We start from the raw sequence: 24,386 nt of genomic DNA, 5'->3' as shown, positions 1-24,386 counted from the left end.
ATGAGCCACCTTATCTGACAAGGTTAGCCTCGCAATGACACATCCTCTTCATATCGCATTCTTTGGTGAGTGCATGATCGAACTTAGCGGCCTTCCTCTCAAAAAAGGGTTTGGCGGCGACACACTTAACACCGCACTGTATTTATCCCGCTTAACTGAAAACACCCCCGTTTCTGTTTCTTATGCGACAGGGTTAGGCGAGGATTCTCTTTCTCAGCAACTTATCTCTGCTTGGCAACAAGAAGGCATCGACACCGCATTGGTTCAACAATATCACGACAAGCTACCGGGTTTGTACATGGTTGAAACGGACGAGCAAGGTGAACGCAGCTTTATGTATTGGCGAGACAGCGCGGCAGTGAAAAACTATTTCTCTGGCAGTGAGTTGAGCAAGCTGGAGCGTGCGATGGCTCAAGGTGAGCTCCATGCTGTTTACCTCAGTGGTATTAGCTTAGCGATTCTTGATGATGAGAGTAAAATGCGGCTTATTGAGGCATTAAACGTGTTTTCACAGGCGGATGGCCAAGTCATTTTTGACAACAACTTCCGTCCACAGCTGTGGAGTACCCAACAAGCGCAGCATTGGTATAGCCAACTGTTACCTACCGTCGATATCGCGCTTATCACAGAAGATGATGATCGGCTAGTGTGGGGAACCGACGAAAGCGTTGAGCAGCGCAGTACCCGTTTCGGTTGCAAAGAGACAGTCATTAAACGTGGTTGTGAACCGTGCAAAGTGATTTGGCAACAAGATCGCGAGTTTGAGTATGCCTACGTTAGCGCTGAGCGCGTGGCAAATGTGGTCGATACTTGCGCGGCGGGTGACTCTTTTGCTGCTGGCTACTTAGCGGCGCGCTTAAATGGTCAAACTCCAACTGAGTCAGCGATATTAGGCCACCAATTGGCATCAACGGTAATTCAATATTCAGGCGCGATCATTCCTAAATCGGCAATGGCGCACCTTACTCTTTCTTAAATTTTTTGATTGGCAAAAACAATGACAAACGAAATGATCAATAAACTAAAGCAGTTCAAAGTAATTCCAGTAATTCAAATCAACAAGGTTGAGCACGCAATCCCGCTGGCGAAGGTGCTGGTCGACAACGGCCTACCTGTTGCTGAAGTGACCTTCCGCACTGAAGCTGCAGCGGCATCGATTAAGGCGATGAGTGATGCATATCCTGAAATGTGTGTCGGCGCCGGTACTGTGCTAAATGCTGAGCAAGTTGACCAAGCGAAAGCCGCGGGCTCTGAGTTTGTGGTTGCACCAGGCCTTAACCCAAATACCGTGCGTTACTGCCAAGAAATCGGTATGCCAATCGTACCTGGGGTGAATAACCCAAGTCAGGTTGAGCAAGCGTTAGAGCTGGGTCTTAACTTCCTGAAATTCTTCCCAGCTGAAGCGTCTGGTGGCGTGCCAATGGTCAAATCTCTGCTAGCTCCTTATGTGGATGTTTCTCTCATGCCAACCGGTGGTATTGGCAAAGGTAATGTGAATGACTACCTAGCGATTGAGCGCGTGGTTTGTTGCGGCGGTACGTGGATGGTTGCCCCAAGTCTGATTGAAAACGAGCAGTGGGATGAGATTGGCCGCTTAGTGCGTGAAGCTGTCGAGCTAGTCGCATAACCGAGTTAAAAAATTTAAAATTAAAGGAATACTCGTATGAAAAGAACGACTCTAACTCTATTGATTTCTGGACTGTTAAGTACTAACACGATGGCTATGGCTCCTAATACTGACCTTAACCTTATGCCTTACCCACAAGAAGTGGAGTTAGGTTCAGGCACTGTCAGTATCGACAAAGAATTTAGTATTTTTATTAAAGGGTACGATTCAGACCGAGTGCAATTCAATGCGAAACGCACCATGGAACGCTTATACCGTCAGACAGGCCTGCCAATGCTCCACTGGCAGGCAGAATCTGAAAAAGACGCCACTTTGGTGATTGATATTCAGCAGGGGCCAAAAGACGAAGTACAAAACCTCGACAGTGATGAGTCCTATCAGCTCGAAGTAGCTAATGGCCAGGTTCGTATTTCATCACAGCGTCCATATGGCGCATTTCATGGCCTAGAGACCTTCCTTCAGTTGGTGAAGACGGATGCGAATGGATATTCTGTTCCTGTGGTATCGATTCAAGATCAACCTCGCTTTAAGTGGCGAGGTGTGTCTTATGATACGTCGCGCCATTTCATTGAACTGGATGTGATTTTACGTCAACTTGATGCGATGGCTTCCGCAAAAATGAATGTGTTCCACTGGCATATTTGGGATGACCAAGGCATTCGCATTCAGCTTGATCACTACAAAAAGCTTTGGCAGGAAACGACTGATGGTGATTATTACACCAAAGATGAAATTCGCTACGTGGTTAACTATGCACGCAATCTCGGCATTCGAGTGATTCCTGAGATCTCACTCCCGGGACATGCATCAGCGGTAGCACATGCTTATCCTGAACTCATGTCGGGAATGGGAGAGCAAGCCTATCCGCAGCAGCGTGGCTGGGGCGTCTTTGAACCATTAATGGATCCAACCAACCCAGAACTTTACACCATGTTAGAAAGCGTGTTCGATGAAGTGGTTGAGCTGTTCCCTGATGAGTATGTCCATATTGGCGGTGATGAGCCTAATTATAAGCAATGGAAAGAGAATCCAAAAATTCAGAAGTTCATTGCTAGCCATCACCTCGATGGTGAACGTGGCTTGCAATCTTACCTCAATACTAAAGTAGAAAAGATGCTCGAAGAGCGTGGAAAGAAGATGTCTGGTTGGGATGAGATTTGGCATAAAGACCTACCTAAGTCGATCGTTATCCAAAGTTGGCGAGGTCATGACAGCATTGGACGTGCAGCAAAAGAGGGTTACCAAGGTGTGCTTTCAACGGGTTACTACTTAGACCAAGCGCAACCGACCAGCTATCACTACCGCAACGACCCAATGCCAACCGGTATTACGGTTGATGATAAACTGCACAGCGGTGAAAAGTTTGAAACTTACAACTGGGTTAAACCGCGGACTAAAGGCGGCCCACGCAAAGGTAACCTAACCATTATTGAAGCAAAAGACGGCACATTCCGCGCTTTTACTGACTATAATGGTAAGTCGCGTGAAGAAGTGCATATTATTGAGTATGTGCCAGGCGTGAAATTCCGTGGTTATTTTGACAATTTTATGTCGTATACCGAATTCAACTATGAGTTTGCAAGCGGAAAATTGCAACAGGGCAGCTATCAGCTTATTGGTAATGTACGATGGCCAACAACAGGTGAGCTGATCGCGGGCAGCGCAATTAAAGGTAGCGTGATTCCAGAACCTAATGGTGGTTACCCTGCGGAGTTAAAAGGTGATGAGAAAAACCGCATCTTGGGTGGTGAAATCACGATTTGGGGTGAGAACTTAAACTCAATGACGATTGAACAACGTCTATGGCCGCGCAGTTATGCCGTTGCGGAGCGTTTATGGTCGAGCCAAGAGCTAACCGATGAGCGCAGCATGTATCAACGTATGAATGTGATGGATACTTGGTCTGAGATCTCATTGGGCTTACGTCATCATGCTGATGCAACTATGATGCTAAAACGTCTTGCTAATGGTGCTGATGTGACGCCATTGCAGACATTAGCGAAGTATATTGAGCCTGCTCAGTATTACGCTCGCCACTGGGAGAAATGGAATTCAACACCGACTAAAGGTGATCTCTACAATCAGTACGAACGTTTAAATCGATTTGCGGATGCACTGCCAGTTGAAAGTTTAGCGGTCTACGAAATGAATGATTTGGTGGCTGAGTTTGCCAAGGGGGATAAAGCCGCATTGGATAAATTGGCGCAACATTATCAAACGGTAGCGATAGCCGCACAACAAGCGGAGCCTATTTTTGCCAATAATGTGGCCTCGGTTGACACAGTTAAGGTAGCACAAGCCACGATGAAAGTGGCCAAGTTAGCCACCACTTTGATTGACTTTGCGAAAAAAGATGAGTCTGTTGGAGCGGCAGAAGCGGCTGAATATCAGCGCGTCATTGATGAGAACGCTATCATTCTCGACGAAACCATTGTCGCGATAGTGAAACCAACTGAGAACCTACTCCACACTTTAGTTAAATAGCGTTGAAACTGATTGCCGCCAGTTGCTGCTGGCGGCATTGTGTTTACAAAGATATTTGATTGGGAACATCATTATGCAAGCAAGTGGTCACTTACGCTTTCTCGTAGGTACATACACAGACTCACCGAGCCAAAGCAGAGGAATCGCTCAGGTTGGGTTAAATCAACAAACAGGTGAATTGATTCGCCTTGATGACTACTATCCTCTGCGCAATCCTTCCTACCTGCTTCAATCTCAGCAACTGACCTATAGCTTTAGCGAAGTGGCGCAACAAGATGGCGCTCAACTGGTTTGTTTGGATGGGCAACATGCACATGCTATACCGATTGCTGGTGACTATCCGTGTCATTTGGCTATCTCTGCTGACAAAAAGTACCTTGCCGTTGCCAACTATGGTTCAGGTAATGTGAGTATTTACTTACTCGACAGTCAAGGTATTCCAATACGCTCAGTGACAGATTTGTTTGAAGATGGGCAAGGACCAAACCAAGGTCGTCAGCAGTCACCTCATGCCCACCAAGTGGTGTTTCAACAAACTGAGTCAGTGCTCGTCAGTGTGGATTTAGGCTGTGATGCGATTGGTTTTTATCAGATAGAAAATGACACGTTTACTCTTGTACAACAACTGGCGATGCCTGAAGGTTGTGGTCCGAGACATTTGGTCTTTAATCGTGCTGAAGACAGGGCGTATGTAGTGTGTGAGCTTAGTGAAACTCTTGTCGTATTGAACAAGACTGAGCTAGGTTGGCAAGTGCTACAACAACTGGACTTACTTCCGGATGCTGACAAAGGCGAGGCCGCATCAGCGATAAAATTGTCTGATGATGAGCGTTTCGTTTACGTTTCTTGTCGCCATCACAATGCCGTGAGCTGCTTTGAGGTATCAGGCGAAGAGATCAAATGGCTTAGCATGACTGACGCTGGTGGTTTGTTTCCAAGAGACTTTATCATCACCTCGTGCGGTGAATGGCTGATTGTCGCGAACCAACATTCCAATAACCTTGTCAGTTACCGCCGTAACGAAATCACCGGCAGCCTAGAAGTGAGCGGCTATCAATGCCAAATAGATGCGCCAGTCTGTCTAGTAGAACTCGCGGATCCAAACCTCTTGGTTGAGATGGCATTTGTCGCTGCTGCGGGTGAAAAGTACCAATAATCAGTGGAATTGAGCAACTTTTACAAAAATCTAACAAAGTTGCTAAATCGCTTATAGGCCAGATAGTTATGTCCTGAAAGGGGCGCTAGTACTTGTTTCCCCGAGGGCGTAAACGCGCTGTGCGGGCAAAAATGAATCAACTCTGTGTTAGAATACCGTACCGGGGATAAGCAATAGAGCCAAAAATACCTTATTGGAAAGGGTATTTTTCGTCAGCATGATGTGAGCTTTTTTATTGCTAATCAAACTTTAACTAACATGGAGTTGGTCTTTATATCCGTTGAGTCGGATATGTAAACCTCATGATATATGAGCTTTAAATCAAAAAAATACAGTATTGAATCTACAGACTATCAAGTCGGTCAGGATAACGTTAGTAAGTGGGGTATGGATGTCCACAACACGGTTTTCACTGCTTCTGTCGGCTTATCTCTTCTCTTCATCATCTCGTTACTGCTACTCTCTCCAGCAGATGCAAAAGCGGCCATCGATTCGGTAAAAGGTGCCGTTCTTTCTTACTTTGACTTCCTGTTTATGTGGGGAGCAAACATCCTACTTGTGTTCGCCATTGTTATCGCTCTTTCTCCATTCGGTAAAGTCCGTTTAGGTGGTGAAGGCGCAACGGCGGATTATTCAACGATTTCATGGATTACCATGCTATTCGCCGCGGGTATGGGTATTGGTCTTATTTTCTGGGGTGTTGCGGAGCCTACTGCTTTCTACACTGGTTGGTACGGCACACCGCTGAATGTGGAGTCGCATACGCTAGAAGCTCGTGAGCTCGCGTTAGGTGCAGCGACTTTCCATTGGGGCTTCCACGCTTGGGCTGTTTATGGTGTGACGGCACTTTGTTTAGCGTACTTTTTTTACAACAAAGGCCTGCCGCTTTCTATGCGTTCGGTATTTTACCCGCTACTTGGTGACAAAGTTTGGGGTAAAACTGGTGATTTCATTGATATTATGACGGTACTGGTGACTCTGTTTGGTTTAGCGACATCGCTAGGTTTAGGCGGGACACAAGCCGCCAGCGGTATCAGTCATGTGTTTGGCTTAGATAATAGCTTACTGCTGCAACTATCGATTATTGTATTGATTATGGGTCTGGCGATCCTATCGGTACTTCGAGGCATGGACGGTGGTGTCAAGCTGCTGAGTAACCTCAATATGGCGATTGCTTTTATCTTCCTTGGACTGATGGCGGCTTTGAACTTCACCACTGTACTTGATTCAATCAAGACATCGGTCGTAAGTTACGTGGAAAACATCTTGCCACTGAGTCAAATCTCAGGTCGTGAAGACGAAACCTTCTTACATGGTTGGACGGTGTTCTATTGGGCTTGGTGGGTCGCTTATGCGCCGTTCTTTGGTATGTTCGTAGCGCGTATTTCTAAAGGCCGTACGGTTCGCGAGTTCCTAGCTTACGTTCTTATTATCCCAACACTAGTCACTACTGCTTGGATGTCTACCTTTGGTGGTATCGCGATCCAGCAAATGATCGACAAGGTGGGTCTGCTAGGTGTTCAGCAGCAGTTGAGTAATGTTTCTCTCAGCTTGTTCTACATGCTTGAGGCTTACCCAGTAGGCAATATTTTATCGATTATTGCTGTTGTTCTGATTATTGTTTTCTTCGTAACGACACTGGACTCTGGCTCGATTGTGATTGATAGCATGACGGCAGGTGGCAAGTTAGAAGTGCCAATGAAGCAGAAAGTCGTTTGGGCGATTATTTCAGGTTTGATTGCGATCGTGATGCTGTGGATTGGTGGTACTGAGTCTATTCAGGCGCTGCAATCGATCACCATCATTGCTGCTATGCCGTTTACGATTATTTTGCTGCTGGGCTGTGTTAGCTTGGTCAAAGGCTTGTTTACCGAAGTGGACCAGCCGAAAGAGGCAGTAAAGCTTCCACGATAAACGATTAGATCGTACTTAAAGCAAAGCCCCGACAACATCGCTGTTGTCGGGGCTTTTTTGTGACTGTTTGGGCGATTAAGCTTTCTTCAGGTCTTGTGCTGGGTAAGTTAGCATCATGCCGTCTACAGTAACACGCACGTAGTAACCGCCGCTGCTTAGACCTACAACAACCATCTGACCTAAATCAACGCCTTTACTTGCTACAACTACATCATCAATTGCAAACATGGGAACACCTTGAAGTTAATTATTCGATTATAAAAAATCTCTCGGCGCGGATTAAAACAGCAATAGTGCAATTGGACTAATCGAGTATTTTGTCATGATGATTAAATTTTTTTCTGATTGATCGGTTAAGTACTTCACACAAAAAAGAGTTCAATTGTCATTCTTCTTTGCGTTGTTCTTTTTCATGATCATAGCCCAAGGTGCGAATGTGCTGACCATGAATAGTGTTTTGCATTGCTCGCCACAATGAGGCAAGAAAGCGCTTATGTGCCGCGTGGTGACGGATATATTTAATATGAATGAACAGGTATAGGGTGCAGAATAAACCCAGTGCGGCAGTGACGCCGTACACTTCATATAAGCTAAGAATATTCATAGAAAGGCCTTAATAAACAAAGAAAGTTATGAGGCTAACCACTTGATCCAACGTTTGGATTTAAAACGGTAAATACACGCGACCCATTTAAACAAGGTTTCCAAAAAGAAGCAGGCAAAGACAAGGACGGGCGATAGGCCAAAAAACATCGCCCCAAGCGCTGCAAGTGGAATCCCAAAAAACCATTGTGTGGTGATATCTTGGTAAAGGCAGAACTTCACATCGCCTCCAGCTCTTAAAATGCCGATGACCATAGTGGTTGGCAGTGAGCGCAACACAATGCCAAAGCAAAGAATCAAATAGAATTGGTCTGCGAGCTGTCTGGTTTCGCCGTCTAATGCACTAAATAGGTTAAGCACGGGCTCTCTGAGTAGAAATAGCATAACAGCGACGAAGATTGTTACTAGGATGGCAAGCACAACAAACCCTATCGCTTGTTGATACGCTTGGTCTGAGTCTTTGGCGCCGAGATGGTTGCCTACGATGACAGCAGAAGCATTAGCAATGCCTGTTAAGAAGCTGAGTGAGAAGGCTTCAATAGGAGAAATCACCGACAGTGCGACTAAGCCTTGCTCTCCTGTTTGGCCCATAATGGCGGTATAAGTAAACAGGCCTGCTGCCCAAAGTAAGAAGTTGGAGGTTGTTGGTATGGCCAAGGCTAAAAATTGGCGGATGTGTTTTATGCTGAAAGCTTGTCGAATCGCCTGATAATTTGGGGCCAGGGTGTGTTGTTTTGTGCGTAGATAGATGATGGTGACTAGTACTTCGAGTGTGCTGCTTAATGTTGTGGCGATGGCCGCTCCTTTAAGCCCTAAAGCGGGAAGCCCCATATGACCAAAAATCAACAACCAATTTAGGACTAAGTTAAATAGGATGCCTAACCCACTTAACCAAGTACTGGTGCTTGCTTGGCGCGTTGAACGTAAGCCAGCTGCAATCGCGCCACTAAACGAGGCAAAAAATAAACTCGCCGCAGTATAGCTAAGGTAATCATGTCCTAGGGCTTGTATAGCCGGAGAATGTGTTGATAGTGCGATGACCTTATCTCCAGCAAACCAGAATAAGAGGGCTGGTAACAAGGCAAAGAGTGTCGCAATAAACCAGCTTAATACTATAGTTCTGCGTATCGCATTGGTCTTTTGGGCCCCAAAATATTGAGCGATGAGCACTGAGCCCGCGGCGGAAATGCCAGAAAGTAAAATCATTGCCACGAATAAGGCCCGGCTCGCGACGCCTGCTGCCGCAACGTCGTTTTCAGACAGTTGGCCGATCATCAAGATGTCGGTTAACCCTTTTGAGGCAAAAAGGATGGTTTGCAAAGTGACTGGAATGACGATGGCAGCAATAGTAGCTAGCTGTGCTTTATCGAAAGGAAAAAAAGCCCAAGTCGGCTTGGAGGTTAGTGAACCAGTACGCATATTTAACACTTGTTCGAGCAAAGAAGTTGCGATTATGAACTTTAACTATCGACATAACAAACTGAACTTTTCTTTTTTCATTTCAAGGCTAATTCGGACTCGCCACACCTTTATTGGCAGAGCCGAGCATTTGTTTATTTGTTTGGACCTGATTCATTGCTTTTATGTCTTGAATTATATCTAGACATAAGCTGAAAGATGAATAAGGTTTTCTTGGGCAGAAACGATATACTGGGAACTCTTACCAGAGTGTATAGCCCTGCTTTCTACCGGCTTTGGTATCGTTATTTAAAGGAATCACCATGCAACATATTAATAATCAAAACCTTGTCTCATTTATGGTGTCAGAAAAAGAACCAGGTATCGAAGTGTTCAACCCCGCGACGGGGGATATGCTAGGTTATGCTCCTATTTATTCTGAACAGGCGATCAGAGACCGAGTCCAGCAAGCACAGTTAGCACAAAAAGAGTGGGCGGCTCAGCCTGCTAAAACTCGCGCTCAACTACTCAATCGCTGGTATCAGCTATTAATTGAAAATAAAGATGACTTGGCTCGGTTGATGACTCTTGAGCAGGGGAAACCATTGGCTGAAGCTCTAGGTGAAGTCATGTATGGTGCGAGCTTTGTTGAATGGTTTGCTGAAGAAGCTAAGCGTACTTACGGTGAAACCATTCCTGCGCCTAGTGGTGATAAGCGTTTGGTGACAATCAAACAGCCAATTGGTGTTGCGTGCGCGATTACGCCTTGGAACTTTCCTATTGCGATGATTACCCGCAAAGCAGCACCTGCCCTTGCTGCTGGTTGTAGTTTTATTGTCAAGCCTGCGGAGCTTACACCGCTGTCTGCTTTTGCTGTGGTTGAACTTGCTTATCAAGCAGGAATTCCGCTCCAAGTGCTTCAAGTTGTATTGGGAGAGAGTGCTCCGCTGGTGGGTGATATCTTTACCTCACATCCATTGATTCGAAAGCTTTCGTTTACTGGGTCTACTCAAGTCGGTCGTCTATTGATGCAGCAAAGTGCCGATGACATTAAGCGTACCTCAATGGAACTTGGTGGCAACGCTCCGTTTATCGTGTTTGATGATGCAGATATTGATGCGGCAGTGGTTGGTGCAATGGCTTCTAAGTTCCGCAATGCGGGTCAAACGTGTGTATGCGCGAACCGATTCTATGTACATAGCAAGGTGTATGATGAGTTCGTGACTAAGTTTGATGCTGCGGTTCAAAAGCTAAAGGTTGGAAATGGTCTGGAGCAAGGGATCAATGTTGGTCCGGTAATCAGTGATTCAGCGAAACAGAATATCCAAGCTTTGATTGACCACGCCATTGAGCAGGGTGCGCAGCCTGTATCTGAACTGACATCGTTAGATGGACTGTTTGTACAGCCGGTTGTGCTTAAGAATGTTACCCATGATATGGATATCGTCTCTCAAGAGATTTTTGGCCCTGTCGCCCCTGTGATCGAGTTCGACAGCGATGAGCAGCTAATTGAAATGGCCAATGACACCATCTATGGCTTGGCTTCATACTTTTACAGCCAGAATATCCACCGAGTGTGGAAGATTGCGGAAGCGCTCGAATACGGCATGGTTGGCATCAATGAAGGTATTATTTCGACCGAAGTTGCGCCTTTTGGTGGCGTAAAACAATCGGGTATTGGTCGTGAGGGAGCTAAGCAAGGTATCGACGAATATCTCGATGTGAAATACCTCTGCTTTGGTGGCAACTAACCCGATAACAAATATAAAAAAAGCTGACCTAAGTAGGTCAGCTTTGCTTTTGAATGGCTATTTAGTTAGTCATTGCTGCGGTTTGATGCCCATGCGTACATAAGCTCAAGCGCCACAGTTGCCCCTGCTAGGGCGGTAAGGTCGCTGTGGTCGTATGGGGGTGATACTTCCACAACGTCCATACCAACAATATTTATACCTGCAAGTCCGCGTAGAATCTTCAGAACTTTGTCTGAGTTTAATCCGCCGCAAACTGGTGTGCCTGTGCCCGGCGCAAATGCTGGGTCAAGACAGTCGATATCAAACGTCACGTAAACTGGCTTGTCACCGATAATGTCACGGATACGTGCAACGATGCTTTCCGCTGAAAGCTCGTTCGCTTCCATAGCATTGATCACGTTGAAACCATGATCGTCTTTTTCATACTCAGTACGAATGCCGATCTGTACCGAATGCTTGGCAGAAATTAGACCTTCATTTGGCGCATGGTAGAACATGGTGCCGTGATCGTAGTTACTGCCATTCGCATAGGTGTCAGTGTGGGCATCGAAGTGAATCAATGCCATTTCACCGTGGTGCTTCGCGTATGCGCGCAGAATTGGCAGAGTAATGAAATGGTCACCACCTAAAGCCAGCATGGTTTTACCACTTTTTAGAATCTCGCTTGTTGCAGCTTCTAGTCGGTAAGTAAAGTCTTCAGCGTCACCACAGTCAAAGACTAGGTCACCTGCATCAATCACTTTTGCGCGGTCAAAGACATTGAAATCCCAAGGGAATTTTTTACCTTCCCATGCAAGGTTCACTGACGCACGGCGAATCGCGTCTGGGCCCATTCGCGCGCCTGGTCTGCCTGAGGTTGCCATGTCTAGCGGTACACCAAGTACCACTAGGTCAGCGTCCGCTGATACAGGGTTGCGCAGGTAAGGTCTGCGCATAAAGCTCATTGAATTCGAGTAAAGCGAATAATCAGTTTTCGTAAACAAATCATTCATTTAGAAATCCTCTAAGTAGGTGTAACCGGTTAGGCCACCTTCTAATTCTTGTAGTACAGTTTGCTGCTCGCTAGAAGCGACACGCTCAGCGACCAGTTCACGATAGTTGCTACGAATCTTATCTACATCGATGTGTACATAGCGCATCATATCTTCAACGCTATCACCTTCATCAATACGTTCAATGATCGCTTCGCCATTTTCATCAACAGTGACGACCGCGCTGTGCGTATCACCAAATAAGTTATGCATATCACCAAGGATCTCTTGGTATGCACCAACGAGGAAGAAGCCCATTAGGTATGGTTTATCTTTATTCCACGCAGGCACTGGCAGCGTCGTTTCGATGCCTTGACCTTCAACATACTGCTCGATTGCACCGTCTGAGTCACAAGTGATGTCTAGCATAACAGCACGACGCTCCTCGACTTCTTCCAAACCAGATAGCGGTAGGACAGGGAACACCTGATCAATACCCCATGCATCTGGTAGAGACTGGAATAGCGAGAAGTTCACAAAGAACTTGTCTGCTAGACGCTCATTTAACTCATCCAAAATAGGACGGTGGAAGCGGTTCTTGTTGCTCATTTGGCGGCTTAGTTCGAAGTAAATTCGCAGAGAAAGCTGCTCAGCCCACGCGCGTTGTTGCAGGTTTAATACCCCTGTAGCAAACTGCGAGTGCACTTCCGCCAAATCGCTTTGTGTATCGTTGTAAATCTCAATCAATGCACGCGCATCGCTACCGTCTTGTAAGTTCTCCCAGTTGCGCCACATGTTTTGTAGCAGCGTTGGGTCTTCAGCGCTTGGCTCAACCACCGCTTCTGGATGGTAAGCTTCCGTACCAATCACGTTAGTGATCAACACTGCGTGGTGCGCCGTCAATGAACGACCCGATTCCGAGATAATCACAGGAACAGGTTGTTCGTATTGTTGGCAAACATCACCAACAGTGCTGACGATATTGCGTGCGTACTCAATCAAACCGTAGTTCATTGAGTTTGAAGATTGGCTACGTGTACCGTCATAGTCCACTGCAAGGCCGCCACCGATATCGAAGTACTTAATGTCCGCGCCCATTTCACGCAGTTCACAGTAGAAACGCGCAGACTCGTTAACACCATTACGGATATCACGAATGTTCGCCATCTGTGAACCAAGGTGGAAGTGCACAAGCTGCATTGCGTCTAGCTGTTCTTCTTGTTTCAGACGCTCGATAACGGTTAGAACCTGCGACGCTGCTAAACCAAACTTCGATTTCTCGCCGCCGCTTGATTGCCATTTACCTGCCCCTTGTGATGCAAGGCGAATGCGAATACCTAAGCGAGGTTTTACACCTAAGCTTTTTGCTTCTTTCAGTACCAGGTCAAGCTCGGAAAGCTTCTCTAGTACGATAAATACTTTATGACCTAGTTTTTCACCGATTAGCGCAAGACGCACGTATTCACGGTCTTTGTAGCCGTTACATACAATCACTGAACTCGCTTTTTGCGCCAGTGCCAGTACCGCTAACAGTTCAGGTTTACTACCCGCTTCTAGGCCTAGTTGTTTTGTTTCTAGCTGCGCTTGGCTTTCTAGAATTTCATCAACCACTTCTTTTTGCTGGTTAACTTTAATTGGGTAAACCAGTAAGTAGTTGTTTTGATATTGGTATTCTTCAATTGCTTGGTTGAACGCTTGGCAAATACCGTGCACGCGTTGGTGCAGGATCTGTGGGAAGCGAACCAATACCGGTAAATTAAGCTGCTTTTGTTCTAGCTTAGAGACGATATTGCTCAGAGGCACCTGATGTGCGTTATCGCTACGAGGTGACACATACACTTCACCTTGGTTATCGATACCGTAGAAGCCTTGGCTCCAGTAATGAACATTGTAATCAGCACGAACACGATCAAGTTTGGAATTGTTTTCCACTTCAAATCTCACAAAGATAGGGAGAGAAATACATGACCCAGTGGAGCTGAGTCATACCTGACACGGGTCTGAATTTGGCTCTCTAAGCTTCCGCGTCGAGCGCATTAACGGATAAAAAGGTAGCGGAGTCTAACAAAATAGTTTTGTCATCACGACAAGGTTTAGGGGGCTTTGTTTGAGATGATTTTCTATGCAAATTTGTTGATGATTTTATCTTGTTTGTAGCCTTTATTTGCTTGGTTTGAACCGTTAAAATGAGGGCAAATTGATTACCTTTGGAACTACGATGGCAAAACTGACACTTCAAGAGCAAATGCTGAAAGCGGGCTTGGTAAACGAGAAAAAATTAAAGAAAGCCAAAAAGGGCTCGAAGAAATCTCGTGTGCAAGCACGTGAAGTAAAAGCGGCGGTTGAAGAGAATAAACGCCAACAGCAAGAGCGTGATAAAGCGTTAAGCGAAGAGCAAAAAGAGCAGCGTCTATCGCAAGAGATCAAAGCGCAAATCAAACAGCTGATCGAAATGAATAAGATTGATCAAAAAGATGGCGACATTAAGTACAACTTCACCGATGGTACGCTTGTAAAGTCACTGTATGTTGAGCAGTTGATTCGCGACCAGTTAGCAAAAGGTATTCTATCGATTGCGCGCACTGATGACACTTACGTGGTAATTCCAAGCAGCGTAGCGAAGAAAATAGCGATGCGTGACGAGAGTGTGATCATCGAGCAAAATGCACCTGCTGAAGATACTCCAGCAGAAGATGACCCATACGCGGACTTTGTCGTACCAGATGATTTGATGTGGTAATTACGCATTAGGTAGTTTAGAAAACGCTCTACTTTGGTAGGGCTTTTTTTTGTAGCGGGAAAACAGATTACAGCGGAAAATGATAGACATAAAAAAACCAGCCACTAGGGCTGGTTTTTAGAAATCTTAGTAATCGACGCTTAGGTCGATCTAAAATTAAGCTGGTACTACGTTAGCAGCTTGTGGGCCTTTTTGACCTTGTTCAACTTCGAAAGAAACCTGTTGGCCTTCTTTCAGAGTTTTGAAACCTTCAGAAGCGATAGCACGGAAGTGAACGAATACGTCAGCACCGCCGTTTTCTGGAGTGATGAAACCGAAGCCTTTCTCTTCGTTAAACCATTTTACGATACCAGTAGTTTTGTTAGACATGATGTGTCCCTTATATAAAAAATTAAATTGTAGTGCGCTGAAAAATCGAACTATTTAATGTAACAATGAAGCTAAGGGAAACACTGGGATAACAACGGTAACGCAGAATCTAAGGCTTTACTTACTTGCAGTTTCACAAATAACCCTGTCTTGCAGAGCGATCTAGATAGTACCTGATTACCGTGCGATGTAAAGATATATTTTTGTTTCCTTTCGCCAAAATAGTCAGGACGGAATTAACCTCCCTAACTATTTTATAGACTTACCACCTAAGTGCTTTGTTTTTGGTCGTGTTGATCCTTGCCAATGAAGCCTCCAGTTTGATGCGCCCATAGCTGAGCGTATATTCCGCCGCTTTGCACTAGCTCTTGGTGAGTACCTTGTTCAACCACTTCACCTTTATCCAATACGATCAAACGATCCATAGCCGCAATCGTTGATAGTCGGTGAGCAATGGCGATTACCGTCTTGCCTTGCATTAGCTCGTTCAAGCTTTCTTGAATTGCCGCTTCGACTTCTGAATCGAGCGCGGAAGTGGCTTCATCAAGAATTAGTAACGGCGCGTCTTTGAGTAGTACACGCGAAATCGCGATACGTTGACGCTGGCCACCAGAGAGTTTAACGCCGCGTTCGCCGACTTGAGCGTCGTAGCCAACGTTGCCAAATGGGTCATTCAGCGTTTCGATAAACTCATGAGCATGAGCTTGCTTAGTCGCACGCAGCAAATCTTCTTCAGAGGCATCAGGGTTGCCATACAAGATGTTGTCGCGGATTGAGCGGTGTAGTAATGACGTGTCTTGCGTAACCATACCAATCTTACTGCGCAGAGAGTCTTGCGTAACATCTGAGATGACCTGACCATCAATCTTAATCTTGCCGCTCTCAACGTCATGGAAGCGCAGCAATAGGTTAACCAGTGTTGACTTACCTGCGCCTGAACGCCCAACTAATCCCACTTTTTCGCCTGGTTTGATATTGAGGTTGAGGTTACTGATTACCCCTTTCTCTTTATCTCCATAGTGGAAGCTGACATTATCAAACTCAATACCACCTTGTTCTACCACGATAGGTTTAGCGTTTGGCTTATCTTGAATGTCGATGGGTTTAGATAGGGTTTTCATCCCGTCGACTACCGTACCCATGTTTTCGAACAGAGCGCCGACTTCCCACATGATCCACATAGACATACCGTTGATACGCAGAGCTAAAGCGATAGCAATGGCAATCGCCCCAACGCTGATTGAGCCATCCATCCATAAGAAAATAGACAGAGCACCAATAGAGAACACCAAGATGTAGTTGGTGATTTCAACCGCGACATCAAAACCAGTAACCAAGCGCATTTGGCGATAGACAGTATCTAAGAAACCATTCATGCCTTTTTCTGCGTATTCGGTTTCCCGCTTACTGTGCGAGAACAGTTTCACAGTGGCGATGTTGGTATAACTATCAACGATGCGACCCGTCATGGTCGAGCGAGCGTCCGCTTGTTCTGATGCTACGCTCTTTAACTTAGGTACAAAGTAAATCTGGATAGCGATATAACAGCACAGCCAAACTACCATTGGAATCATGAGACGCCAGTCTGCTTGAGCCAGCAGGACAACAATGGAAGTAAAGTAGACTGAGACGTAAACAAATACATCCATGCTCTTCATTACGGTTTCACGCACTGCCAGCGAGGTTTGCATCACTTTCGTGGCTACTCGACCTGCAAAGTCATCTTGGTAAAAGTTGAGGCTTTGCTTAAGTAAGTAGCGGTGCGCTAACCAACGGATAGACATCGGGTAGTTGCCAAGCAGCGTTTGGTGAATCAGTAGAGAGTAACCAATCACCAATATCGGCATCACAACGAGTAAAAGAGTACCGTAAAATAGGAGCTCGCTTTGATTTTGCTGCCAAAAGGTTTCTGGGTTGCTGTTTGACAGCCAGTCAACAAGGTTACCCATCGCACCGAATAGAGACACTTCTACAATCGCGACAATCGTCGACATGATAGACATGATGATCAGCGGAACTTCAAAGCCCCGCGTGTAATGGCGACAAAAAGCAAACACCCCAGATGGCGGCTGGGTTGGCTCTTGCTCGGGAAAAGGCTTGGTAAAGCCTTCAAATTTTTTAAACATAGGTTATTTCCTAAACACACAAAAGACAGGATTTATGCCGTGCGGCATAGGTGTACGTCCATAAATAGGAAGGAAAACCAATGGTATAACGTTAATGTGTGAAATGTAACCAGTTTATTACTCCTGTCGATGCATAATATTCAATGGCTTTTGCTTCAAAGTTATCGTGACAATAAAAAACGCTGCAATTTTGCTTCTATACACTCCATTTAACTGTTGCAGTGAGTATTTGGTAGGTTATTTCAGTAAATCTTGTTTTAACATTATGTCTACAATTAGCCCTATTGAGTGAGATTAATTGAGTTTGTCCTAATGTTGAAACAGCAAGCCCTACTACAAAAAAAACAATCAACAGTACAAAACGCTAACTGTGTGGTGATGGTGCCACCTAAAGAGTTTGCGTTTAACGCAGAAACTGCACAAGACAACGAATTTCAGCATCACGTGACTGAGTCAACGAGCCAAGTTCGTCTTGCAGCGATGGAAGAGTTTAAAGCGATGGTGGCTTCTTTGCGCCAAGCTGGTGTTCAAGTGGTTGAGTTTGATTACCCTCTAGGGGACGTTGAAACACCAGACGCAGTTTTCCCAAATAACTGGTTCAGTACTACAGCGAAAGGCGAGCTATTTACTTTCCCAATGGCATGTAAGAACCGCCAACATGAAGTGAAAGTCGACGCATTGGCTGAAGCGCTGCAACAAGCTGGTCGTACGATTACCCTTCAAGACTCTTTGACTGACTATTTGCAAGAAGACGCGCATTTAGAAAGCACGGGTGTGATGGTTAAAGACCACGTCAATAAAACTGTTTATGCCGCCTTGTCACAGCGCTGTGATCGTGAAGTATTGGAAGATTACTCAAAACGAATTGGTTATGACCGAGTTGTCTCGTTCCAGACTGCGCTTCCTTCAGGTAAGCCGATTTACCACACCAATGTGATGATGGCGATAGGTGAAAGCTTCTGCGTGATTTGTGATGAAGTGATCCCTGAGTTTGAGCGTCGCTTTGTGATCAAATCTCTGGCGAAAGATAAGCAAGTGATTTCCATTTCACTTGAGCAGATGCATAACTTCTGTGGCAACATCCTCCAACTTGAAACCGTTAATGGCGAGAAGGTTATTGCGATGTCGCAGTCTGCCTATGACGCCTTCTCTCCAGCGCAACGTGCACAGCTGTCTAGTCACGGTAAATTACTGCCATTCAATGTGAAGACGATTGAAAACATTGGTGGAGGCAGCGTACGCTGTATGTTGGGTGAGGTATTTTTGCCAAGTCGTCAGAAACAGCTTTAATCGACTTTAGAGAGAACAAAACGCCCCTGTGACTGAATATAGAAAGTCACAGGGGCGTGAGTTTATGGCAGTTAGTAAGAGTCAATCACAATGCTCACTGTTTCGCAGCAAAGCAAGACAAAAAGTCGTCACCTCGTTCTTTTAAACAAAGGGTGCTATGATCTTGAAAGGTTATCTTATATTCTAAATTTCTCACATCACTGTTAGGGAAAATAATCTTTTTTATCAAAGGGTAGGGAAGATCTGTATTAACGATAATATCTTGGACGACTTTACTACCCATTGTCGAATGAATAGATTGGAGTTCAATTTGTAGGTTTTTTCCAATTTTATAGTTATTATCGGGTGAATAATTTAAGAGTCTACCATTAAAATAAATTACATCTATCTTATTGTGGTTTTTATTCCAAAAGCTTATTTTTCCTACTAAGTTCGGATCAAGGTTATCAGCAATTAATTCCACCTTATAGGTGTAGATTTCTTGGTTGTGTAGTAATTCTACTGTTTTAACGAAGTGATTCTCTTTTTGAATCTCACTTGTAAGGGCTTTGGCAGGCAATACTAAAATTAGAAATAAGGTTAGTAGTCGCATTGTCCACCTTTTATATTTAGGGTTGAAATAAAATTCCTAGGTAAATCACTCGGATCGGAAAAAATTACTTGTCTAACTTTCTCTGATGAAGTTTCATTCAGTTCACTTATAGTATCAATCGAATATACTCCATGAGCTTTACTAATAATAACAACACACTTTTTCTTGCTAAATATGCCCTGTAAATAGTCTGTAATGTCCTCAGTCATTAGTTTGCTATCATTTAGCGTAGCTAAACCAACTTCTTCAAAGGGAGCAGTGCTGATAATACTAAAGTCATCTGATTCATATAACCAGTAGCTATAAGTATTGGTGAATAAATCATTGAAGTTAAGCATTTTATTCAACATCACAGTAATCAAAATTATAAAAGTAGAAGATGCGACTATTTTGTAACAGAGTGCATTGCGAAAGTAATACTTCTTAGTCACCCTTTTATTAGATTTACTGGGCTCATTGATATTGTTATCTTTATTGGGCCTTTCAATATTATCATCTTCATTCGCTTTACTAAGTCCATTCGGCTCATTGGCTGCGTCAGACAAAGAGGAAGGAAGGCTTATTCGATACCCCACTTTTGGAGTGTTGATAATCTCACCACCAATGCTCTTTAGCGCTTTCCTTAAGTTAGAGATCGCTACAGGCAAGGAGTTCTCTCCTAAATGCGCAATACGTCCCCAGCCAGCAATTAATAGTTGTTCTTTTTCAACTACCTGGCCTTTGTTTATTAGCAAAACTTCAAGAATATTACTTTCAGGAAAAGTAATTGAAAAAGCTTGCTGTGTTGTTTTTAGATGAACAGTTGGTGATGAACCACTTCTATCTATCGATATTATTTCGTTTGCGAAATCATTCACTTTTTTTATCCATTGTACTTATTATACAAATCATAATTTAACGTAAAATGCTTCAAAATCCCTTGTTGCTTCAGAGATAATTAACATTAATTAACATTAATTGTTGTTAATTAATGTTAATTGCGCCTTTCTCACTTTGAATTTAGGTCAAGCTTTAACTATTAAAGGTAGAAAGCCCCTGATGGTATTGCTGGAAGGCGAATCCAGCTTCAATTCATATTAAATAATCCCCCTTATAATTGATTGCAAGAGTGCTGTGTCCTCCGGCTTTTTTCTTAAAACCACCTCTGCATTGTACTTCTCTGTGGACAATTTTTAGTGATGAATACAATCACAACCTTAGTGAGTATGTTGGATTTTATCTTAGTGTGGCTACTAAATAGAATGTCCGAGAGTTATAAATTAAGTGTAAATTAATTGATGGATTGACGGCGTTTTGGCTTAATTTACTTAGCTCACTAAGGGACAGTGACACAATGACGCAATCGTTACACTCATTGACGGTTGCGTGTTGTAAGACTTGTTTAATGAAACAATCACGATGTCAGAGAATACGCAGTTATGTCAGAGAATACGCAAGATTTTCTTATTCAACAAAGAGAGTATCTAAAGCAAAGCCTAACTTTGTATCAGATCGCATTAAAAAATGGTTTTGATCGAGAGGCTAGGACTTTACTTAAACTTGTTAATGTTAACCAGCGCCGTTTTGAGCTCGTTTATGAACAATCTAAATACAATTTTCTTGTTAATGATAATAGTGACTAGTTGGTTGGTAGTATCAATAGTTATTAATTTTTGATGCTTTATTAGTTTTTGCGTCAAAATTTTAATTGAGCTCATTTAGTGATGCGAATTTTATTAAACTTATTAGTGATGTTGTCCAAATTAGGAATCAAGAACAATCATACTGTTCTTGTCTTAATTAGCTTATTCGGTATGACGAGAGCTTTTGCTGCGTCAGAAATATTATTTAGGCATCAATTTGATGTTAGTGGAGTCATTGTCGCTTCTACGTGTTCGATCACTGTAAAAAGTGATTCGTCACCAGACGGGATAATTGACTTCGGTGAGTTTAACCTAGCTACTTCTCAAGGTGTAGTGACCCGGGAGTTTTCTGTTGTGTTATCTGAATCTGTCTCTTCAGATCCGGGATGTAGTGCCTTTTTAGCTGGTTCGGGGTTCGTAAAATTTAGCTTTGGTGATCCAGGCCAGCTCGATCACGAGGGAGTCGTCACTCGAGGTGCTGGTGATGGCATTCGTATTGCTATCAACTCAATGGATCACGAGGCAAGTAATCAAGAGATTCTTACTTCAAATAATTCAGTTCTTAAATACCCCAAGCATTTTGCATCGAAAGGCGTATTTAGGTTTAGTGCTACTACAATGGAGTTAGATTCCGCGAGTGCAGGCCAGTATCGCGGCTCACTAGCATTGGTCGTGTCATACAAATGAACATAATGAAATTGACCGATGCCACCGTTGGTATTGTATTACTAATATTTACTGCTGGAGTAAGTGCCGAAGAGTTTGATTTTAGCTTTCTTCAGGGGGGGATGCAGCTAGAGCCTTCGGTAATTGAAAGCCTTAGTGGAAGCTTAGTTCCAGGCAAATATTTGGTTGATGTGGATTTAAATGACCACGTTATAGGGAAGCGAATTCTTACAGTAACAAACCAAGATAAAAAAGAACTGTGTTTAAGTGACGCATGGCTAAAAGATGCCGGTATTGCTATTGCCCCTGACTTTTATGCGGAGCAATTTGATAGTGGACGTCAATGTTATGTAATTGGTAACGAACCAAACAGTCAGGTTGACTTTGACTTTTCGTCTCAGACTATCAAGTTCATGGTTCCACAAAAAGGTCTTGCAAAAAAAGAAGTCCAACTCGACGACTGGAACTACGGTATGAGTGCCTTTCGTATGAATTATAGTGCGAACATGAACGTCAACGACGTCGGTACAACTGTATATGGCTCTGCAGGTATGAGGGCGAATATAGGTAAGTGGCTGGCAATGTCATCGATGAGCATCGGTGAAGATGATGTAAATGTTTCTATGATCACAGCAACCCGTGCACTGCATGACTTACAAGCAGACTTAACTCTAGGTAAAACGTACGTTGCTAACTCACTCGTAGGTGGGGTTGGGTTAATTGGTCTAGGTCTAGTTAGTAATAATAGTATGTCAGCAAACGACCTTGGCTATAGGCCAGTCTTCTCAGGTATTGCTAATTCACATGCGCGTGTAACGTTGACGCAAAATGGCAATACAGTGTACTCGGAAATGGTGCCACCGGGTCCGTTTGAAATCACCGATGCTAATTTATTAGGCAGCGGTGATGTGACTATGACTATTACAGAGCGAGATGGAACAAAACGAACACAGCTATTTCCTTTAACAATTATGCCTAACATGGTTGACCCTGGTCAAAGTGAATACAGTATCTATGCGGGACTTCGTGATTCGACAGGCAGTGATCTAGACGGACTATTTGTAGCAGGCTCTTTTGGTTACGGTTTTAGTGATTACACCTTAAAGAGTAGCGCTCTATTACACACCAATTATGCCGCTGTGGGTATGGGGGTAGTGCGTAGTTTAGGTAATTGGGGAGCCGTTTCCTTTGATGGCTCATCTTCTTATGCCGAGTATGAGGATGCAAGCACGCTTTTTGGTAGTAAGCTCTCCTTAACTTACTCTAAGGCATTTAATGATGACACTCACCTTCAACTGCTTGGTGCTCAATATACGTCAAGGGAGTATGTAGAGTTTTCCGAGTTTTTACCTTCGAAGGCAATGAGTAATAAAGTGGTAACTAAGAACCAATATGAGTTGAGTGTAAGTCATCGTATTAATAAGCATATAAGTTCGGGGCTTTCTTTATGGCATCGTATTTATTGGGGGAATAGTGATACCAGCACTGGTGGGCGTCTTAGCTTGTCTTCAAGTTTTAACTATTTTAGCACCTCATTGGGCGCAAGTTACAGCGAGAATAATGGAAACCAAGACTATGCCTTTTCTTTATCGGTATCAGTGCCATTCGATGCCTTTGGTCAGAAATTCTCATCATTTGGCAACATGAATATTTCAAAAGATGGTAGTCAAAGTTATAGCACGGGCATTTCATCGAATATAGGTAAACGTTTTAGCTACTCAGCGAGCATGGGGTGGAACAATTCGAGCCGTGATAAGAGCTACTCGTTGAGCTCTAACTATCAAGGTGAGCGAGCATCATTACATGGTCAGCTATCGAGCAGTAGTGGCAATTTGACAGGTTTTGCATCGGTAACAGGATCGGTGATTGTACTGCCAGAGCAGCGTGACGTTCTCTTTACACGAGACGCTAGCGACACAATAGCAATTGCAAGTGTCAGGGATGTAGAAGGTGTTGAATTTTCTGCTTCACCATACCCAACAGACGACAAAGGTAATGCTGTCGTCCCGATATCGGCTTATACCAATAACAGAATCACCCTAGATGGTTCGACACTGCCTCTGAATATGGAGCTGTTAACAACTGAGCAGGAAGTAGTACCAACTGCCGGAGCTGTAGTCTACATGCCATTTAAGTCAGTTGAAGTTAATCGCTACCTGTTCCAAGTGCGTTTACAGAACGGAGAGTTTGTGCCAAGTGGTACTTGGGCAACATCTATGTCGGATCAGCCACTGGGTTTTGTTGCACCAAATGGAGTGTTGTTTGTTAACTCGGTGGATAAATTAGACGGTTTGAAATTGGATGATTGTGTTATTTCGCGTTCATTTATTAGAGATACAGATAAGTTACAAGAGGTAGTGTGTGAAAATTAAAACAAGAGTATTGGCAGCGATATTTGTTTTCCTACTAAACATAAATAGCGCGTTTGCGGCGTTGTCCCTCGATGCTACCCGATACATATTAAAGGGGAATGAATCAGTGGTATCTCCTATCGTCGAGAATGAATCAAGCCGAGACTATGCTGCCCAAGTTTGGCTAGATAACGTTGTTGGAGATGATACTCATCCAACGTTTATTGCTACGCCTTCATTTTTCAAAATAAAGGCTAAAGGCCATCAGGTATTTCGAATCATGAAGGCAACGGACCAAATGCCAACAGATCAAGAGTCAATTTACTGGTTGAATTTGCAGGAAATTCCGCCAAAGAAAAAAGGCAATGGTATTGCAATGGCAATCCGTACCAGAGTGAAAATGATTTACCGCCCAGAGTCCATTATTGAAGGGCGAAAAGGAGCAGAAGCAAATCTATCGATGTCTCATTTGCCAGGGGCAACCTGGTTAGAAAATACCACGCCTTACATTTTTGCGATTGATTCGGTGATTGATAGCAAAGGCAATGAGATTGAGTTTGAGAGTAAAGAAACAACAAACCTTGCGATGTTTATGCCAGGTGACCGGGTGAACGTAACGGGTCACATGGTGAAATCAGTCAAAGCGATCGATGATTTCGGTGCACTAAAGACATTTGTTTTAAAGCAGTACCGTAAAAATGATGAATCTAAGTAAGCACTTAGCAC

At 44.0% G+C, this 24,386-nt stretch carries 20 protein-coding genes; 11 read left to right on the top strand and 9 right to left on the bottom strand.

All coding sequences use genetic code 11. The features are described from left to right. Window positions 1-34 precede the first annotated feature (34 nt). The 5 genes from ACU01J_RS10130 to ACU01J_RS10110 all read left to right on the top strand — a co-directional run bounded on the left by ACU01J_RS10130 (window position 35) and on the right by ACU01J_RS10110 (window position 7,181). On the top strand, window positions 35-976 hold the full coding sequence (locus ACU01J_RS10130) for a sugar kinase (protein WP_481085591.1): 942 nt from the start codon (window positions 35-37) through the stop codon (window positions 974-976). A 21-nt stretch (window positions 977-997) separates the two neighbouring features. After that, window positions 998-1,627 (top strand): bifunctional 4-hydroxy-2-oxoglutarate aldolase/2-dehydro-3-deoxy-phosphogluconate aldolase, encoded by a 630-nt coding sequence (locus ACU01J_RS10125; RefSeq protein ID WP_481085590.1) that lies wholly within the window; start codon window positions 998-1,000, stop codon window positions 1,625-1,627. A 36-nt stretch (window positions 1,628-1,663) separates the two neighbouring features. Beyond that, window positions 1,664-4,111 (top strand): beta-N-acetylhexosaminidase, encoded by a 2,448-nt coding sequence (locus ACU01J_RS10120; RefSeq protein WP_481085589.1) that lies wholly within the window; start codon window positions 1,664-1,666, stop codon window positions 4,109-4,111. A 73-nt stretch (window positions 4,112-4,184) separates the two neighbouring features. Next, window positions 4,185-5,267, top strand: coding sequence for a lactonase family protein (locus ACU01J_RS10115; RefSeq protein WP_481085588.1), 1,083 nt, complete (start codon window positions 4,185-4,187; stop codon window positions 5,265-5,267). Between the two features lie 309 nt (window positions 5,268-5,576). Further along, window positions 5,577-7,181 carry a BCCT family transporter gene (locus ACU01J_RS10110; protein WP_481085587.1) on the top strand — a complete coding sequence of 535 codons (1,605 nt, stop codon included), beginning with the start codon at window positions 5,577-5,579 and terminating at the stop codon, window positions 7,179-7,181. Window positions 7,182-7,256: 75 nt separating this feature from the next. Here ACU01J_RS10110 and ACU01J_RS10105 read toward each other — a convergent pair whose 3' ends face one another. The 3 genes from ACU01J_RS10105 to ACU01J_RS10095 all read right to left on the bottom strand — a co-directional run bounded on the left by ACU01J_RS10105 (window position 7,257) and on the right by ACU01J_RS10095 (window position 9,203). Further along, on the bottom strand, window positions 7,257-7,409 hold the full coding sequence (locus ACU01J_RS10105; protein ID WP_167489417.1) for a hypothetical protein: 153 nt from the start codon (window positions 7,407-7,409) through the stop codon (window positions 7,257-7,259). A gap of 157 nt (window positions 7,410-7,566) precedes the next feature. Next, window positions 7,567-7,785 carry a hypothetical protein gene (locus ACU01J_RS10100; protein ID WP_481085586.1) on the bottom strand — a complete coding sequence of 73 codons (219 nt, stop codon included), beginning with the start codon at window positions 7,783-7,785 and terminating at the stop codon, window positions 7,567-7,569. Between the two features lie 26 nt (window positions 7,786-7,811). Then, a complete protein-coding gene (locus ACU01J_RS10095; RefSeq protein ID WP_481085585.1) occupies window positions 7,812-9,203 on the bottom strand; it encodes an MATE family efflux transporter in 1,392 nt (463 codons plus the stop codon). A 302-nt stretch (window positions 9,204-9,505) separates the two neighbouring features. Between ACU01J_RS10095 and ACU01J_RS10090 the strand changes: the two genes are divergently transcribed. Then, entirely contained in the window at window positions 9,506-10,933 is a 1,428-nt protein-coding gene (locus ACU01J_RS10090) for an NAD-dependent succinate-semialdehyde dehydrogenase (protein ID WP_481085584.1), read from the top strand. Window positions 10,934-10,998: 65 nt separating this feature from the next. Here ACU01J_RS10090 and speB read toward each other — a convergent pair whose 3' ends face one another. After that, window positions 10,999-11,925 carry an agmatinase gene (speB, locus tag ACU01J_RS10085; RefSeq protein WP_481085583.1) on the bottom strand — a complete coding sequence of 309 codons (927 nt, stop codon included), beginning with the start codon at window positions 11,923-11,925 and terminating at the stop codon, window positions 10,999-11,001. Then, window positions 11,926-13,836 (bottom strand): arginine decarboxylase, encoded by a 1,911-nt coding sequence (gene speA / locus ACU01J_RS10080; RefSeq protein ID WP_481085582.1) that lies wholly within the window; start codon window positions 13,834-13,836, stop codon window positions 11,926-11,928. Window positions 13,837-14,122: 286 nt separating this feature from the next. On the opposite strand from speA, the gene ACU01J_RS10075 reads away from it, so the two are divergent. Continuing rightward, window positions 14,123-14,644: a DUF2058 domain-containing protein gene (locus ACU01J_RS10075; protein WP_481085581.1), complete on the top strand. Its 522-nt coding sequence runs from the start codon at window positions 14,123-14,125 to the stop codon at window positions 14,642-14,644. 156 nt (window positions 14,645-14,800) lie between these two features. Here the strand turns inward: ACU01J_RS10075 and cspE are convergent, their stop codons facing one another. Both cspE and ACU01J_RS10065 read right to left on the bottom strand, forming a co-directional pair. Continuing rightward, window positions 14,801-15,013, bottom strand: coding sequence for a transcription antiterminator/RNA stability regulator CspE (cspE, locus tag ACU01J_RS10070; protein ID WP_004744614.1), 213 nt, complete (start codon window positions 15,011-15,013; stop codon window positions 14,801-14,803). A gap of 269 nt (window positions 15,014-15,282) precedes the next feature. Next, complete coding sequence (locus ACU01J_RS10065; RefSeq protein WP_481085580.1) at window positions 15,283-17,139, bottom strand: ABC transporter ATP-binding protein; 1,857 nt, start codon at window positions 17,137-17,139, stop codon at window positions 15,283-15,285. 312 nt (window positions 17,140-17,451) lie between these two features. On the opposite strand from ACU01J_RS10065, the gene ACU01J_RS10060 reads away from it, so the two are divergent. Further along, window positions 17,452-18,429, top strand: coding sequence for an arginine deiminase-related protein (locus ACU01J_RS10060; RefSeq protein WP_481085579.1), 978 nt, complete (start codon window positions 17,452-17,454; stop codon window positions 18,427-18,429). Between the two features lie 94 nt (window positions 18,430-18,523). Here the strand turns inward: ACU01J_RS10060 and ACU01J_RS10055 are convergent, their stop codons facing one another. After that, window positions 18,524-19,021 carry a hypothetical protein gene (locus ACU01J_RS10055; RefSeq protein ID WP_481085578.1) on the bottom strand — a complete coding sequence of 166 codons (498 nt, stop codon included), beginning with the start codon at window positions 19,019-19,021 and terminating at the stop codon, window positions 18,524-18,526. Then, window positions 19,009-19,878 carry a winged helix-turn-helix domain-containing protein gene (locus ACU01J_RS10050; RefSeq protein WP_481085577.1) on the bottom strand — a complete coding sequence of 290 codons (870 nt, stop codon included), beginning with the start codon at window positions 19,876-19,878 and terminating at the stop codon, window positions 19,009-19,011. The genes ACU01J_RS10055 and ACU01J_RS10050 overlap by 13 nt, the downstream gene beginning before the upstream one ends. A gap of 846 nt (window positions 19,879-20,724) precedes the next feature. On the opposite strand from ACU01J_RS10050, the gene ACU01J_RS10045 reads away from it, so the two are divergent. From ACU01J_RS10045 to ACU01J_RS10035, 3 genes are read left to right on the top strand one after another with little or no spacing between them, the layout of a single operon-like run. Next, window positions 20,725-21,330, top strand: coding sequence for a fimbrial protein (locus ACU01J_RS10045; protein WP_481085576.1), 606 nt, complete (start codon window positions 20,725-20,727; stop codon window positions 21,328-21,330). Between the two features lie 5 nt (window positions 21,331-21,335). Next, a complete protein-coding gene (pefC, locus tag ACU01J_RS10040) occupies window positions 21,336-23,681 on the top strand; it encodes a PefC/AfrB family outer membrane usher protein (protein WP_481085575.1) in 2,346 nt (781 codons plus the stop codon). Continuing rightward, window positions 23,671-24,375, top strand: coding sequence for a fimbria/pilus periplasmic chaperone (locus tag ACU01J_RS10035; RefSeq protein WP_481085574.1), 705 nt, complete (start codon window positions 23,671-23,673; stop codon window positions 24,373-24,375). The genes pefC and ACU01J_RS10035 overlap by 11 nt, the downstream gene beginning before the upstream one ends. Window positions 24,376-24,386: the final 11 nt, after the last annotated feature.

Source organism: Vibrio sp. 2433-A1 (assembly GCF_056726085.1).
This window is presented reverse-complemented; position numbering and strand designations above follow the sequence as displayed.